The organism is Flavobacterium sp. FlaQc-52, assembly GCF_044007495.1.
Taxonomy (GTDB): domain Bacteria; phylum Bacteroidota; class Bacteroidia; order Flavobacteriales; family Flavobacteriaceae; genus Flavobacterium; species Flavobacterium cupriresistens.
Genome location: NZ_JBIPCV010000004.1, coordinates 47,913 through 63,989, shown reverse-complemented (window position 1 = coordinate 63,989; position 16,077 = coordinate 47,913). Strand labels below are relative to the sequence as shown.

The following is a 16,077-nucleotide window of genomic DNA, read 5'->3' as shown; positions in this document are numbered from 1 at the left end:
CAAAAGATAACAAATTAGAAAAGTTAATTATCTCAATTGACACAATATCGAATTATCTCATTTTCTAATTGACGCATTATCGAATTGCCAAATTATCAAATTATCAAAATGAATCAAGATTATATAAAACCAGACAATTGGTCCATCATAGAAGAAGGATTTGATGCCGGCAGCGTAAAATCCTCAGAAAGCCTTTTTAGTATCGGAAACGGTGCTATGGGACAGCGTGCCAATTTTGAAGAAACCTATTCCGGTGAAACTTTTCAGGGAAGTTATATCGCAGGAATTTATTATCCGGACAAAACCAAAGTGGGTTGGTGGAAAAATGGATATCCAAAATATTTTGCAAAAGTATTAAATGCACCCAATTGGATCGGAATCGACATTGAAATCAACGAAGAAAACCTGGACTTACACCATTGCACGGAGGTAAGAAACTTTCGCAGAGAACTGAACATGAAAGAAGGATGGTACAACCGTTCTTTTGAAGCGGTTCTGAAAAACGGAACTGAAATCGCTGTAAACGTTCGTCGTTTTCTTTCTTTAGATTTGGATGAAGCAGGAGTTATCAAATACGATATTACACCGCTGAATAAAGATGCCAAAATCGTTTACAAACCTTATATCGATGCCGGAGTAACCAATGAAGATGCGAACTGGGATGAAAAATTCTGGGAACCATTGGAGGTAAAAAAAGGCACCAATGAAGCTTTTGTAACGGCACAGACTTTTAAAACGCATTTTAAAGTTACGACTTTCATGCACAATACGATTTTTGCAAATGGTGAAAATGTAAATATTTCGCCTTCAATAATCGACTCAACTGCAGATAAAGTGCAATATACCTATGGGACTATTATTGCAAAAGGACAAACTTCCTCTATTCAGAAAATTGGAGGGTATACGGTTTCTTTAAATCATGAAAATACTTTAACGGCTGCCGAAAAATGTATCAAAGCCGCTTTAAGTTTAGGATACAATACCTTGCTTCAAAATCAGAAAGAGGCTTGGAGTAAAATCTGGGAAATGTCAGATATTACGATCGATGGCGATGTCAAAGCACAACAAGGAATTCGCTTTAATATCTTTCAATTAAACCAAACTTATTTAGGAAAAGACAGTCGATTAAACATTGGACCAAAAGGTTTCACGGGCGAAAAATACGGTGGATCTACCTATTGGGATACCGAGGCATATTGCATTCCGTTTTACATGGCGACCAAAGACCAACAGGTGGCCCGTAATTTATTGACCTATCGTTTCAATCAATTAGACAAAGCGATTGAAAATGCAAAAGACAATTTAGGCTTCAAAAATGGTGCTGCTCTTTACCCGATGGTGACTATGAATGGCGAAGAATGTCATAACGAATGGGAGATCACACACGAAGAAATTCACAGAAATGGTGCGATCGCTTTTGCTATTTTCAACTACTATCGTTACACCGGAGATTACTCTTATATTCCCGAAAAAGGATTAGAAGTTTTAATCGGAATTGCGCGTTTTTGGCACCAGAGAGCTTCTTTCTCTAAAGACAAAAACCAATATGTAATTTTGGGTGTTACAGGTCCAAATGAGTACGAAAACAACATCAACAATAATTTCTATACCAATTATATTGCAAAATGGTGTATTGATTATGCTGAAGAACAAATCAAAAAAGTAGCTGTTGAATATCCTGCTGATCACAAACGTATCCTTGAAAAAGTAACGCTTTCTGCTGCCGAAATTCAGGAGTGGAAAAAAGTAGCGGACAATATGTACTTCCCGATTTCAGAAGAACTAGGGGTTTATTTACAGCAAGACGGCTTTTTGGACAAAGATTTAGTTCCTGTAAAAGATTTGGATCGTTCGCAAAGACCGATCAATCAAAAATGGTCTTGGGATCGTGTTTTACGTTCGCCTTACATTAAACAGGCAGATGTTTTACAGTGTTTCTACTTCTTTGAAAATCATTTCTCTAAAGAAGAATTAAAACGTAATTTTGAGTTTTACGAATCGTTTACCGTTCATGAAAGTTCGCTTTCACCATGTGTACACTCGATTCAGGCAGCGGCTTTAGATAAAATGGATATGGCTTATACTTTTTATTTAAGAACTTCCCGTTTAGATCTGGATGATTATAATAAAGAGGTGGAAGAAGGTTGTCATATTACCTCAATGGCCGGAACCTGGATGAGTATTGTAGAAGGTTTTGGGGGAATGCGTGTGATCAAAGACCAGCTTCATTTTTCACCCAAAATTCCAAAAGAATGGGACGGTTATTCCTTTAAAATAAACTTTAGAAATCGAATTGTGAAAGTCGCTGTAAATCATATTGAAACTATATTTACGGTAGATGGCGATCAGGATTTAACTATTATAGTGAATGACAAACCACTAACGATAAGCAAAATGGCTCAAATCAATTAAAGTCGAAAATTTTAAACTTAAAATCATGAAGAAATTATTTCTTGCAAGTTTCCTACTGTTTGCATTTAGCACAGTAGCCCAAGCGCAACAATTAAAATCACCTGAAGGAAAATTTGTAATGGAATTTTCGCTTCAAAATGACGGAACGCCAACTTATAATTTAAAGTACAAAAATAAAGAAGTTGTAAAAACCAGTAAACTTGGACTTGAACTGAAAGGGGACCAAAAATCTTTACTGAACGATTTTACAATTGCGGATTCCAAAACAACCACTTTTGACGAAAACTGGAAACCGGTTTGGGGAGAAGTAGATCAGATTAGAAATCATTACAATGAATTGGCTGTTACTTTAAATCAAAAAGGAACAGACCGTCAAATCGTGATTCGTTTCCGTTTATTTGATGATGGTTTAGGATTTCGCTATGAATTCCCAACGCAAAAAAACCTTACTTACTTTATCATTAAAGAAGAGAGAACTCAATTTGCAATGGCGGGTGACCACACTGCTTTTTGGATTCCGGGAGATTACGATACTCAGGAATACGATTATACCAAATCGAAATTGTCTGAAATCAGAGGTCTTTCTGAAAAAGCGTATACCGCAAATGTTTCGCAAAAATCATTTTCGCCAACTGGTGTACAAACTTCATTGATGCTAAAAACAAATGATGGAATCTACATCAATTTACACGAAGCGGCTTTGATTAATTATTCGTGTATGCATTTGAATCTGGATGATAAAAACATGATTTTCGAATCTTGGTTAACCCCGGATGCAAAGGGCGATAAAGGTTATATGCAAGCACCAAGTCATTCGCCATGGAGAACGATTATGGTAAGCGATGATGCGAGAGAAATCTTAGCTTCAAAAATGACTTTGAACCTAAATGATCCTTCCAAAATTGATGATACTTCATGGATTAAACCCGTAAAATATATCGGAGTTTGGTGGGAAATGATTACAGGTAAAAGTTCTTGGTCGTACACCAACGACTTCCCAACGGTACAATTGGGTGTTTCTGATTTTTCAAAAGCAAAACCAAACGGTACACATGGAGCTACCAATACCAACGTAAAAAAATACATTGATTTTGCTGCTAAAAATGGTTTCGACGCTGTTTTGGTTGAAGGCTGGAATGAAGGCTGGGAAGACTGGTTTGGTCATTCTAAAGATTATGTTTTTGACTTTGTAACGCCTTACCCGGATTTTGATGTGAAAGGTTTACACGAATATGCCAAATCTAAAGGGGTGAAAATTATCATGCACCATGAGACTTCAGGATCTGTTCGTAACTACGAGCGCCATATGGACAAAGCATACCAATTCATGAAAGACAACGGTTACGATGCCGTAAAAAGCGGTTATGTTGGAGACATTTTACCTCGTGGTGAAAATCATTACGATCAATGGATTGTCAACCACTATCAATATGCTATCGAAAAAGCAGCTGATTATAAAATTATGGTCAATGCGCACGAAGCAGTTCGTCCAACCGGAATTTGCAGAACTTACCCGAACTTAATCGGAAACGAAGCCGCAAGAGGAACAGAATACCAAGCTTTTGGAGGTTCTAAACCCAATCACGTTACCGTTTTACCTTTTACACGTTTAATTGGTGGTCCAATGGATTACACGCCGGGAATCTTCGAAATGGATATCAGTAAAATGAATCCGGACAACAAATCTCATGTAAACAGCACCATCGCCAATCAATTGGCTTTGTATGTTACCATGTACAGCCCGTTGCAAATGGCAGCAGATACTCCGGAAAACTATGATCATTTCCCTGATGCTTTCCAATTCATCAAAGATGTTGCTGTAGATTGGTCTGAGAGTAAATATATTGAAGCTGAACCGGGAGATTTTATTACCGTTGCCCGTAAAGCAAAAGGAACAAACAACTGGTTCGTTGGAAATGTAAACGGTGAAACGTCTCGTACATCCAACATTGATTTCAGCTTCCTTGAAAAAGGTAAAAAATATACCGCTACAATTTATGCTGATGCAAAAGACGCACATTACAAAACAAATCCACAAGCTTACACGATCAAAAAAATTAGTGTAACAAGCAAATCAAAATTATCGCAGTTGTCTGCTCCCGGTGGAGGTTATGCCATAAGCATTATCGAAACTAAATAATTTCTAAAGACAAGTGATTTCCCCCAGAATTACTTGTCTTTTTTTTTAGAATCCCTTTTCTGTCACATCTAATTTTGTCACATCGAGCGAAGTCGAGATGCAGCAATAGTTCTCGACTTCGCTCGAATGGACAAAACAAAAAAACTTATAAATTATGAGCATTAAAAAAATAAACCAATCGATCCATAGAATAACGCTACTTGTTCTCTTATTTTCCGCTTCCGCGAAAGCACAGATTCAAAAAGTAGAACCGCCTTTTTGGTATGCAGGAATGAAAAATCCGGAATTACAAATTATGTTCTACGGTAAAAATATTGCACAATACGAAGCCTCCGTTTCAAACAATGTTGTCATTAAAAATGTAGAAAAAACAGAAAACCCGAACTACGTTTTCCTTACCATTGACACACAAAATCTCAAAGCTTCTGAATTGATTTTTTCTTTTAAAATGAAAAACAAAGTCGCTTTCACCCAAAAATATTCCCTTAAAGAAAGAAGAGCCAATTCGGCCGACAGAAAAAGCTACGATGCCTCTGACATGATCTACCTAATCATGCCGGATCGTTTTGCCAACGGGAATCCTAAAAACGACAACAATGCTTCTTTAACGGATAAAGAAAACCGCAAAGATCCAAGTGGACGCCATGGTGGCGATATCGAAGGAATCATCAAAAACTTAGATTACATCGCTTCTCTGGGCGCAACTACAATCTGGAATACCCCTCTAAACGAAGACAACGACAAACAACATTCGTATCATACCTACGCTCAATCTGATGTTTACAAAATAGATCCGCGTTACGGAACCAATGAAGATTACGTTCGTTTAGCTGCCGAAATGCATAAAAAAAATATGAAACTGGTGATGGATTATGTAACCAATCACTGGGGAATCACCCATTGGATGATGCAGGATTTACCAACAAAATCATGGTTCAACAGAATCGATAATTATGCACAAACACATCACCGTCGTGAAGTAATTACCGACATACATGCTTCAAAAACGGACAAAGAAATCTGTCTTGACGGATGGTTTGTTCCTTCCATGCCGGATTTGAATTTAAGAAATCCATTAGTAGCAAAATACCTGACTCAAAATGCCATCTGGTGGATTGAATACGCCAATCTGGACGGATTCAGAGTAGACACTTACAATTATTCTGATCCAACAGCTATGGCAAATTGGGCAAAATCGGTTACCGATGAGTATCCAAACTTTAATATTGTGGGTGAAATCTGGATGCACAATCAGGCGCAATTGGCCTATTGGCAAAAAGACAGTAAAATTGGGGCTATTCAAAACTACAATTCGAATTTACCAAGTGTAATGGATTTTACGTTACAGGATCAGATTGGTTCGGCTTTTAATGAAGATGAAGCGACCTGGGACAATGGAATGATCAAATTCTACAACAATTTTGCTTTAGATTACCTGTACCCAAACCCGAATAACATTTTGGTTTTTGCCGAAAACCACGACACCAACCGCATCAATGATGGTTACAAATATGATGTGGCAAAATACAAATTGGTCATGACACTACTGGCTACCGTTCGTGGAATTCCACAATTGTATTACGGTTCAGAAATCGGAATGGGCGGTGATAAAAGCAAGGGTGACGGTGGCATTCGTCAGGACTTCCCGGGTGGGTGGATTGGTGACAAAAACAATGCTTTTACCAAAGAAGGAAGAACAGAACTGCAGGCACAATATTTCGATTTTACCTCTAAATTATTCAACTGGAGAAAATCGAATGAGGCCGTTCATTTCGGAAAAATGACCCATTATATTCCGGAGAATAATATCTATGTTTACTTTAGATATACAGCTACTAAAACGGTAATGGTTGTTTTTAATAACAATGCGAAACCACAGACTATTAAAACCGATCGTTTTAAAGAAAACATCAAAAACTATAAGTCCGGAAAAGATGTTATTACCGAAAAAACATTTGATTTAACTTCTGAAATTACTTTAGAGCCTAAATCGGCTGTTGTTTTAGAGTTAGAGTAACTTACCTTAACCACAAGGGGCGCAAAGTTTTTTTTCTTTGCGCCCCTTGTCTTTACTTTGCGATTAAAAAATTAGACATAAGGTTCGCAAAGATTTTCTTTTGCACGCAGATTTAGCAGATTAGGCTGATCTTATTTACCTTTTATAAAAAATCTGTGCAATCTGCTAAATCTGCGTGCAAAAAAATTAGGCATAAAATTAAAAGAGAACCGTCGTAATGCTATAATTAAACTTTGCGAACCTTGCGGTTAATTTTTTACTTTACACAAAGATTACGAACTCAAAAATCACGAACTTTGCGGTTAAACTAAAAAAGATGCTAAAAATAGCCCATCGCGGTGCCAAAGGCTACGAACCCGAAAACACTTTAAAAGCATTTCAGAAAGCATTAGACCTAAAGGCAGACGGAATTGAACTCGACGTTCACCTCAGCCTTGATGGCCATTTAATAGTCATGCATGACGAAACCATCGACAAAATGACCAACGGGAAAGGTTTTGTAAACACCCTATCTTTATCCGAATTAAAGTCTTTTTTGATCGCTGACCAATACGAAATCCCAACCTTAAACGAGGTTTTTGATCTGATCGACAAAAAATGTCTGATTAATATAGAATTAAAAAATGCGGATACATCAGCTAAAGTGGTCGCTTTAATTCACCAATACATTTCTGAAAAAAGCTGGAATTACGAACACTTTATTGTTTCGAGTTTTGATTGGAATGCCTTACAGGAAGTGCATCATTTAGATTCAAAAATCCTTATTGGAGTTCTAACCGAAACTGATCTTGATACCGCTTTGACTTTCGCCGAATCCATAAAAGCATGCGCCATTCATCCGGATTACCAGCTGCTAAATCAGGAAAACACAAGACAAATACAAGAAAAAGGTTTTTGGGTTTTACCGTGGACAGTCAATGAGGCAAAAGACATTCAAAAAATAAAAAGTTACCATGTAGACGGAATCATCAGCGATTTCCCTGATAAAATATAATGCTTTAATTTTGCCACAGATTAATAAGGATTGGAAGGATTTCAAAATCTGTGTTAATCCTTTTAATCTGTGGCAAAAAAAGAACCCACAAAATCAAAAATTCGTGCTAATTCGAGCAATTCGTGGCAAAAAAAATAATATGATCAAAAATTTCGACATAATAATCGTTGGCGGAGGTGCAGCAGGATTTTTTACCGCTATTAATATCGCAGAGAAAAACCCAAAACTAAAAATTGCTATTTTAGAAAGAGGAAAAGAAGTACTCTCTAAAGTTCGCGTTTCCGGTGGCGGAAGATGCAATGTGACGCACGCTTGTTTTGAACCGAATGAATTAGTTAAATTTTACCCGCGTGGTGAAAAAGAACTACGTGGCCCTTTTCATCAATTTTGCTCGGGAGACACCATTGAATGGTTCGAAAAACATGGTGTTGAATTAAAAATCGAAGACGATGGCAGGATGTTTCCCGTTTCAAATTCTTCGCAAACTATTATCGATTGTTTCTTAAAAGCAACCGAAAAATTAGGCATAAAAGTATTAATTGGTCAGAGCGTACAATCCATTTTTAAAAGTGAAAAGCATTGGAAAATTGATACACAGAACGAAAATTACGCCGCAGAAAAATTAATTCTTGCCACCGGCAGCAATCCAAAAATATGGGAAATGTTGCAAACACAAGGTCACGCGATCGTGAGTCCGGTACCTTCCCTATTTACTTTTAATATTAAAGATTCCCGTATCAAAGAATTACCCGGAGTGGCAGCTCAGGTAACCGTAACCGTAAAAGATACCAAACTCGAATCAACTGGTCCTTTGTTAATTACCCATTGGGGAATGAGCGGCCCTGCAATCCTGAAACTTTCTGCTTGGGGAGCGAGAACTTTGTTCGATAAAAATTATCAGTTCACCATTTTTGTCAATTGGCTTAATGACGTGGACACTGAAGATGCGGAAAAAATACTAAAAGACTTAAAACAAGAGCACGCTAAAAAAGCCGTTTCTAAAAAATCACCCTTTGATTTTCCAAATCGTTTATGGGAAAGTTTCGTCTTAGCCTCAGCAATTGACGCGGAAACCAAATGGGCGGATTTATCTAAAATTCAATTGCAAAATTTAGCTTCACAACTTACCAAAGCAAAATTTCAAGTCAACGGAAAAAGTACTTTTAAAGAAGAGTTTGTAACCGCGGGTGGAATTGACTTAAAAGAAATCAACTTTAAAACTATGGAAAGTAAGTTACATCAGAATCTTTATTTTGCCGGAGAGATCGTAAATATCGATGCCATTACAGGTGGATTTAACTTTCAGAATGCCTGGACAAGCGGGTTTATTTTAGCTAATAGTATTTAGTTTTAGAGCTATGGAATCTTCCTTAAAAGAACAAATTCTTTCGATTGCTTCCTTTACAGAAAAGGAAATAGAAAAGATTCTTTCTTGTTTTGAATATGAAAAATTTGATGCTAAAACATATCTCTCTTCTATTGGAAAAATCAGCAACAGAATTTTCTTCATTAGTAACGGATTAGCCCGTACCTATTATTTAAAAGATGGAAAAGAGATCACTACTTATTTAAGCTGCGATAATGGTTTTATTTCTTCTTACTCCAGTTTCATCAACCAGACTCCGTCTTACGAGAATATTCATTGCCTTGAAGAATGTGAAGTTCTTTCTATAAATTATGAAAAAATGCAGTATTTATATGCTGCAATTCCAAATTGGGAACGTGTCGGCAGAATTCTCGCGGAGCAAAACTATCTCTGTATGGCCGATCGAATACTAAAACTTCAAATGATTCCTGCAAAAGAAAAATACCTGACTTTTCTTGAAACCGCTCACCCCAAAATCATTCAAAGAACACCTTTAATTCATGTTGCTTCTTTTTTAGGAATCACGGCGGAATCTTTAAGCCGGATCAGGCAAAGCATTTCTTAACATTTGTCAAGAGAATTTAAGGGCTGAATTCAAATCTTTGCTTCTATAAAATTTGAAAAGATGAAGACTATAGCCAAAGACGTTTACCAGATTCCCCTATTTCCACGAAATGCGATTAATTGTTATCTGATAGGAGACGTTCTTGTTGATGCCGGAATTAAAAGCTCTGCCGGAATTATTTTAAACGCTCTAAAAAACCACACGGTAACCAAACATGTACTGACGCATGCTCATGCCGACCATCAGGGAAGCAGTAAAACGATTTGTGAAACGTTAAGCATTCCACTTTGGTGCAGCGAATTAGAAAAAACAGCCGCAGAAAACGGAAATGTTACTTTTGAATATCCAAATCCCAAACATTTGATTCCGAAATTTCAACAAAAATTCTGGGCGGGAGAAGGGCATTCCATATCGCAAACCTTAAAAGAAGGAGATTCTATTGCCGGATTTACAGTAATTGAAACTCCGGGGCATTCTAGCGGACATCTTTCTTTTTTCAGAGAAAAAGATGGTCTGCTGATCGTTGGAGATGTTTTGACGAATATGAATTTATTAACCACAATAGTTGGGTTACATGAACCTCTCGGTTTATTTACGACTGATCAAGAACTAAACAGAAAGTCTATTCTAAAATTAGCCGCTTTAAAACCTAAAACACTCTGTTTTGGTCATGGACCGGTTTTAATAAATAATGGAGAACTAGAAAAGTTTACAGAAAAAACATTCCTTTAAATTTATGAAACAGGGAAAAGATGTCACTCTTGATTTCCAGATCAATTAACAAGACTTTACGTCTTTCATAAGTTTTCATTAAGACAATTCTAATAATTTTACTTTCATCAAACTAACCTTTTATGAAAGTAAAATTACTTACCACAATTTCTTTTTTCACCTATCAACTTTCCATTTCTCAATCTGATAAGTTACTTCATGGAAAAGTTCTTTCTAACAATAAACCGCTCGGAAAAGTAGAAGTCATTAATAAAACGGCGAAGACCAGTACAACGACAAATGATTTGGGAGAGTTTTCTATTGCTGTAAAAGTGAGAGATAGTTTATTGTTTTTTTCCAGTGCTTACTTTTTTACAAGACTAAAGATAACTAAGGCAACTATTGCTGAAAACAATCTTCTTGTCAATATGGTTGTCAAACCGGAAGAGTTAAACGAAATAGTCATCACCAACATAAAGTTTGATAAAATCAAATACGATCCGGATGCTATCAACAAAATAGATATTTTTAAAAGAGCCAACGATCTAACCCGAACCATTCCCGGTTATAAAGACGGAACAATAGCCAACGGAATGTCCTTGGCAATTCCGTTTGGAAATGGAAAACCAAAAAAAGACAATCGAAATCAAAATGATTTTAAGAAACTAATTACCAAAACCTGCCCTCCTGATTTTTTTACTAAAGAGCTGAAATTAAACGCCGAAGAAGTTCCTTTATATCTCGAGTTTTGTGATGCTGACCCAAAGTCTAAAACCCTTTTAGAACACAGCAATATCTTAACCACAATGGATTTTTTGTATGCTAAAAACGAAGAATTTAAAAAACTAAAGTCTGGCGTTAAAAATTAATAAAACCACGTGATGGGCGTAATTTAGCTAAATTTTTTTTAACACATAGAGACATAGATTTTTATTTTTCAATTGGAGAAATTTCAAGAAAAATCATAAATTTTTCACCTATTAATTTAAGACCTGAATTCGATTTTTAAGTACTGATTGATGCATTGTGGTTTTCCTGCAAGGTCTTTTTCAAGCTTTGTTGGCTATGTCTCTAGGTGTTAAAATGAATTGCAGCCAATAGATTAAAACACAAATTCGATATACAAAACCTTTTAACCAGAAGGTTCTGCATACCGAATTTGCTAAACATGAAAATATACGTTTAATACCCTGGATTTTGCTTTAAATTCAAATTAAACAGGGCATCTGACGGGAGACAATACAACAGATATTTCTCTGAAGACGTATTCTTTTTCAATTCTCTGGCACCGAGAAAAGTTCCAAAACGAATCATATCATTTCTTCTCCATCCTTCCCACCATAATTCTCTTCCTCTTTCAAAATAGACATTTTGGAGTGTTGCTGTTGGGGCCGGAACTCCTGTACGAACAGCCAACTTATCCAAAATATCCTGAGCAGAACCATTGCCTGATGCGGAACCGCCTCTAAGAACGGCTTCGGCTTCCATTAACAAAGCATCGGCATAACGCATTAAGATAAAGTCATTTTCAGGATTGTCTAAATTATTAACATCGGGTTGGTATTTTTGAGTTCTGATTCCGGCAGTTTCAATCGTTGGTCCCGAGAGAATTAGTTGTACTTCTTTGGTAAAAAACAAAAGGTTTCCGTTTCTGTCTTTTAAAGGAATTGTTCCTCCCGGTGTAATTACTCCTGTAACCTCATCGGTTGTCTCAGGAGCATACATTTGTCCAAATTGAAATCCGATTGGGTTCCCGAAATGCGCGATAATTTCAGGAGTCGAATGCTGGCGACGTTCGTCTGCGGCATTAAATCGATCGTAATATTCTCCTACTGTACAAAAACCATTGTAGCCGTCCGGTGTTTGATTGTAATGCATCCCGTATCGCCAGTAATCACCAAGCGCTCCTCCATCACCCAATACATTTTTTGAAGAGAATAAAATCTCAGGCGAAGTGTTATTTTCCGGAACAAAATTATCCCAATACGAAGCGGCTAAACTACTTTTTATGGCTTCTACATGAGCAATAACCTTATTCATATTTGCGGCTTCAAAAATATATGGACCAGCTGGATTTGCTGCTTTGAAAACCCCGATATTCAAATAAATTTTAGCCAATAAAAAATGACCTGCATCACTATTGACTATACTTGCATCTCCCGCAACACGTTCCGGTAAATCATTTAAAATAGCCTCTAATTCGGTAATTACAAAATCGGTTGCCTGTGCTCTGGTCCATACTTTAGGGTCATTTGTTAGCGGAGATCCCGGTTCTCTGTACGGAGTTTGTCCGTATAAATCCAAAACATTGTAATAAAAGAAGGCTCTTAAAAAACGCGCCTGAACAATTTCGGAAGGATTCTTAGACTTTTCGATTATCGTATTACAATCGTACACACTTGCCAACAAACTGTTCCAGGCATTTCTGATTTCGACATTATCGGGCGTCCATGTAAGTGCATGAAATTGTCTCCAGGTACCATTATCATCCCAGTCTCCTCCTCTTGTGGGACCGACTAAGGCATCAGTAGACATTTCGTTAAGGGTATGCATTTGCTCTTGTACCTGAAAATTTCTTAATCCCTGATAAGCGGTTCGCAACAAAGCGGCGGTATTAACAGGAGTATTATCTCCTCCGGTGAGGGTTCCGTCTAAAACTTCTTCATTCAAATTCGTACAGCTAACACCTAAAAACAATGTACTGGCGAAAAAGATACTTTTTATAATATTTTTAGTTTTCATAATTTTTAAAATTAAAATGTTACGTTAAGTCCAAAAGCGATGCCTTTTGATCTTGGGTAGGCCAGATAATCCATACCAGCAGAAGGAACTCCGTTAACTTGTTTATTGATATCTACTTCGGGATCAAATCCTGTGTAATTGGTAAACAATAATAAGTTGGAACCGTTTGCATAAATGCGTACATTTTTACATTTCATTCGTTCAATTAAAGCTCCGGTAAAAGTGTATCCAAATGTTAATTCACCCATTCTCAAAAAATCTCCTTTTTGCAAAAATTTCGTCGAAGGGGAGTTTGGATCTCCTTGCGCTTGCTCCGAATAAGCGGCTTTCTCGGTAACATTTCGACCTCCTAAAAAGGCGCCTTTAAAGAAATAAGCATTTTGTGTATTGTCGTAAATATAATTTCCTGCTACCCCGTAAAAGGAAACTACGGCATCAAATCCTTTGTATCTGAAGGTAGAAGAGAAACCATAATTTAATTTTGGTAAAGGTTGTTTGTCTAATAATTGTTTAGAAGCCTCTCCAAGTCCGACTGGCTGTCCTGCGGCATTGGTATAAATAGAATTGCCCGTAGCATCATATCCTTTAAAATCGTACAGATAATAAGAATAAAGCGGTTTATTATTGGTGATTACTTGTGTATAAGCACCGTCTAATCCCTGGCCATTTAAACCACCGGTTCCCACAGTACCTCTGAAGTTTTTCATTTCGTTTTTCAGGAATGAAGCATTGGCTGAAATTTCCCAAGAGATATTTTCCGTCTCAATTATTTTGTAATCCAGACTAATTTCAACTCCCTGATTGATTAGATTTCCGGGTAAATTTTTGTTACGTGGTGTATTGGGCCCCGGTTGTGTTGAGGCTTGCGGAACAGGGAAAATTAAATCTTTAGTATCTCTGTAAAAGTAATCCAGACTACCTGTTAATCTATTTTTTAGCAAAGTAAAATCAGTTCCGATACCCCATGATTCTGTCGTTTCCCATTTTAGATCATCGTTGGCATTCGAATCGATATTTAAATTTCCGTTATTCCCGTAACTGGCTCTTCCGATTGCTGAATTTGGAGCAAACTCCTGATTTCCTGTAATCCCCCAGTTGGCTCTGATTTTTAAATTATTAAGCAGTCCTTCTTTATTTTCGAATAAATTATCGGCAAAACCAATCGACGGAAATGTTCCGTATTTGTTGTTGGCACCCAATTTGGTAGAACCGTCTGTACGAACTGTGGCAGTAAGCACATATTGTTTAAAGAAAGTAGCATCAGCTCTGGCATAAAAGGATTGTAACTCCGAAACATTTTTAAAAGAACTCGATCTAAACTCATTCTGTAGTCCGCCTTCAATATTATCTATTAAATTGGTTTGGGCCAAATCATATCCTTTCCCGGAAGTTACAAAACCACTGGCGAGGTAGTAATAATACGAATAGCCGACTAAGGCATTCACATTAAAATTGTCACTAAATTTATTGGTATAATTTAAGTTGTTCTCAAAAGTTTTATTGAAATTGGTGATTCCCTGAATCGAGGCTGTACCGTATTTCGTAATAACAGGATCTGATCCCGGAACGGTTCCGAAGAATGCATCTCCCTGAATTTGCATGGTTGGCAAAATTTGACTTTTTCTGGTAGAGCCCGAAGTTTCAACCCCGAATAGGAAATTGTATTTAAAGTGACTTCCTAATCGAAGTACCGCATTAATGCTTCCTAATAATTTATTGGTGTTTGTATAATCTTTATAAGAGTCTAATAATTGTACCGGATTCAGGTAGGTTTCGCTTACCACATTATAATGTCCATCGGCATTGTAAATTGGTCGCGTCGGATTCCAATATAAAGCTGCACCAATAACATTCCCAATGTAACTCGCGTTGTTTGTAATTAAAGTCGTTTCGTCGTTTATGCTCGCATAAAGCAATTTTGTATCTACTTTTAGTATTTTATCGAAAAAATTATTGGAGTTGAAAAACGAAACGGTGTACTTATCCAAACCGGTGTTTTTTACAATTCCTTTATTATTGCTTGTAGAAAAAGAAACTCTCGTACTCGAATTTTCGCTTGCCGAATTGAAAGATAAAGTATTGTTTATTGCTATTCCTTTCTGCAATACAGCGTCTTGCCAATTGTAATTTCTTCCTCCAAAATCCTGATTATTAATTTGTGGAGTCCCTGTCACAGGATCTGCCGGTATAGAAGGTGCTCCGGCTGCTTTACTGGCTGCCACAAACTGATTCGCATTCATGACACCAAAATTCCCTGCTTTTGTACTAAACTGAGTTGAGGTACTAAAGTTGAATTCAGGAACATTAGATTTTCCTTTTTTGGTCGTAATTACAATCACACCATTTGCGCCACGAGCACCGTATATGGCGGTAGACGAAGCATCTTTTAAGACCGAAATAGACTCGATATCTGCTTCATTTATAAAATTTAAAGGATTTTTCGCCGAAGAGGTTCCCAGTAAATCAGCCCCTTCTGCCGATACGTCTCCACCGCTTAACGGAACACCGTCTACCACAATCAAAGGTCCGTTACCCGAACGTACAGAAGAAGAACCTCGCACCCGAATGGTTACGGCAGAACCCGGCTCTCCGCTGGTTTGTGTAACTTGTACGCCCGCTACTTTACCTCTTAACAATAAAGCCGGTGAAGTATTTGAAACTCCATCAAAATCCTTAGACGAAAGTACGTCCACCGCCCCTGTTAAATCTTTCTTTTTTGCGGTTCCGTAACCCACTACCACCACTTCATTTAACTCGCTGCGGTCTTGCGCCATCGTTACATTTATCTTGGTTTTGTCCCCTACGTTTACTTCTTGGTTTTTAAGACCTATGTAACTAAAGATTAAGACTGCACCTTTCCCTACGTTTTTAATTGTAAATCTTCCATCAAAATCGGTTTGAGCTTCATTTTTGCTTCCTTTTACTATAATCGAAACACCAGGGAGCGGCCCATTTGAATCCGAAACCAGCCCTGACACTTCCTGCGAATACATCAAGCTAGTACATAGCATGGTTAAAATAACCAGTAAGCCTTTTTGTAGACTATTTTTCATTGTAATACTGTTTTAGTTAATAATTTTGGTCTTTGTTTGTTAGTTCTATTCAAATGGTTTTCAACTGTTTTTGTGCA

At 37.1% G+C, this 16,077-nt stretch carries 10 protein-coding genes; 8 read left to right on the top strand and 2 right to left on the bottom strand.

The window, feature by feature from the left end; all coding sequences use genetic code 11:
• The first annotated feature begins 108 nt into the window (after positions 1–108).
• From ACHRV5_RS09015 to ACHRV5_RS08980, 8 genes are all read left to right on the top strand, one after another.
• The gene (locus ACHRV5_RS09015) at positions 109–2,412 is read left to right on the top strand and encodes a glycoside hydrolase family 65 protein (RefSeq protein WP_395426528.1); all 2,304 of its coding nucleotides are present in this window, start codon (positions 109–111) and stop codon (positions 2,410–2,412) included.
• A 25-nt stretch (positions 2,413–2,437) separates the two neighbouring features.
• Positions 2,438–4,552, top strand: a complete 2,115-nt coding sequence (locus tag ACHRV5_RS09010; RefSeq protein ID WP_395426527.1) for a glycoside hydrolase family 97 protein — start codon at positions 2,438–2,440, stop codon at positions 4,550–4,552.
• A 154-nt stretch (positions 4,553–4,706) separates the two neighbouring features.
• The gene (locus tag ACHRV5_RS09005; RefSeq protein WP_395426526.1) at positions 4,707–6,569 is read left to right on the top strand and encodes a glycoside hydrolase family 13 protein; all 1,863 of its coding nucleotides are present in this window, start codon (positions 4,707–4,709) and stop codon (positions 6,567–6,569) included.
• Positions 6,570–6,885: 316 nt separating this feature from the next.
• Positions 6,886–7,563: a glycerophosphodiester phosphodiesterase gene (locus tag ACHRV5_RS09000; protein WP_395426525.1), complete on the top strand. Its 678-nt coding sequence runs from the start codon at positions 6,886–6,888 to the stop codon at positions 7,561–7,563.
• Between the two features lie 139 nt (positions 7,564–7,702).
• Complete coding sequence (locus ACHRV5_RS08995; RefSeq protein ID WP_395426524.1) at positions 7,703–8,911, top strand: NAD(P)/FAD-dependent oxidoreductase; 1,209 nt, start codon at positions 7,703–7,705, stop codon at positions 8,909–8,911.
• 10 nt (positions 8,912–8,921) lie between these two features.
• Positions 8,922–9,494, top strand: coding sequence for a Crp/Fnr family transcriptional regulator (locus tag ACHRV5_RS08990; protein WP_395426523.1), 573 nt, complete (start codon positions 8,922–8,924; stop codon positions 9,492–9,494).
• A 60-nt stretch (positions 9,495–9,554) separates the two neighbouring features.
• Positions 9,555–10,226 (top strand): MBL fold metallo-hydrolase, encoded by a 672-nt coding sequence (locus ACHRV5_RS08985; protein WP_395426522.1) that lies wholly within the window; start codon positions 9,555–9,557, stop codon positions 10,224–10,226.
• A 122-nt stretch (positions 10,227–10,348) separates the two neighbouring features.
• Positions 10,349–11,074, top strand: a complete 726-nt coding sequence (locus ACHRV5_RS08980) for a hypothetical protein (RefSeq protein ID WP_395426521.1) — start codon at positions 10,349–10,351, stop codon at positions 11,072–11,074.
• 313 nt (positions 11,075–11,387) lie between these two features.
• Here the strand turns inward: ACHRV5_RS08980 and ACHRV5_RS08975 are convergent, their stop codons facing one another.
• Entirely contained in the window at positions 11,388–12,947 is a 1,560-nt protein-coding gene (locus ACHRV5_RS08975) for a RagB/SusD family nutrient uptake outer membrane protein (RefSeq protein WP_395426519.1), read from the bottom strand.
• 11 nt (positions 12,948–12,958) lie between these two features.
• Entirely contained in the window at positions 12,959–16,000 is a 3,042-nt protein-coding gene (locus ACHRV5_RS08970; protein ID WP_395426518.1) for a SusC/RagA family TonB-linked outer membrane protein, read from the bottom strand.
• Between the last annotated feature and the right edge of the window lie 77 nt (positions 16,001–16,077).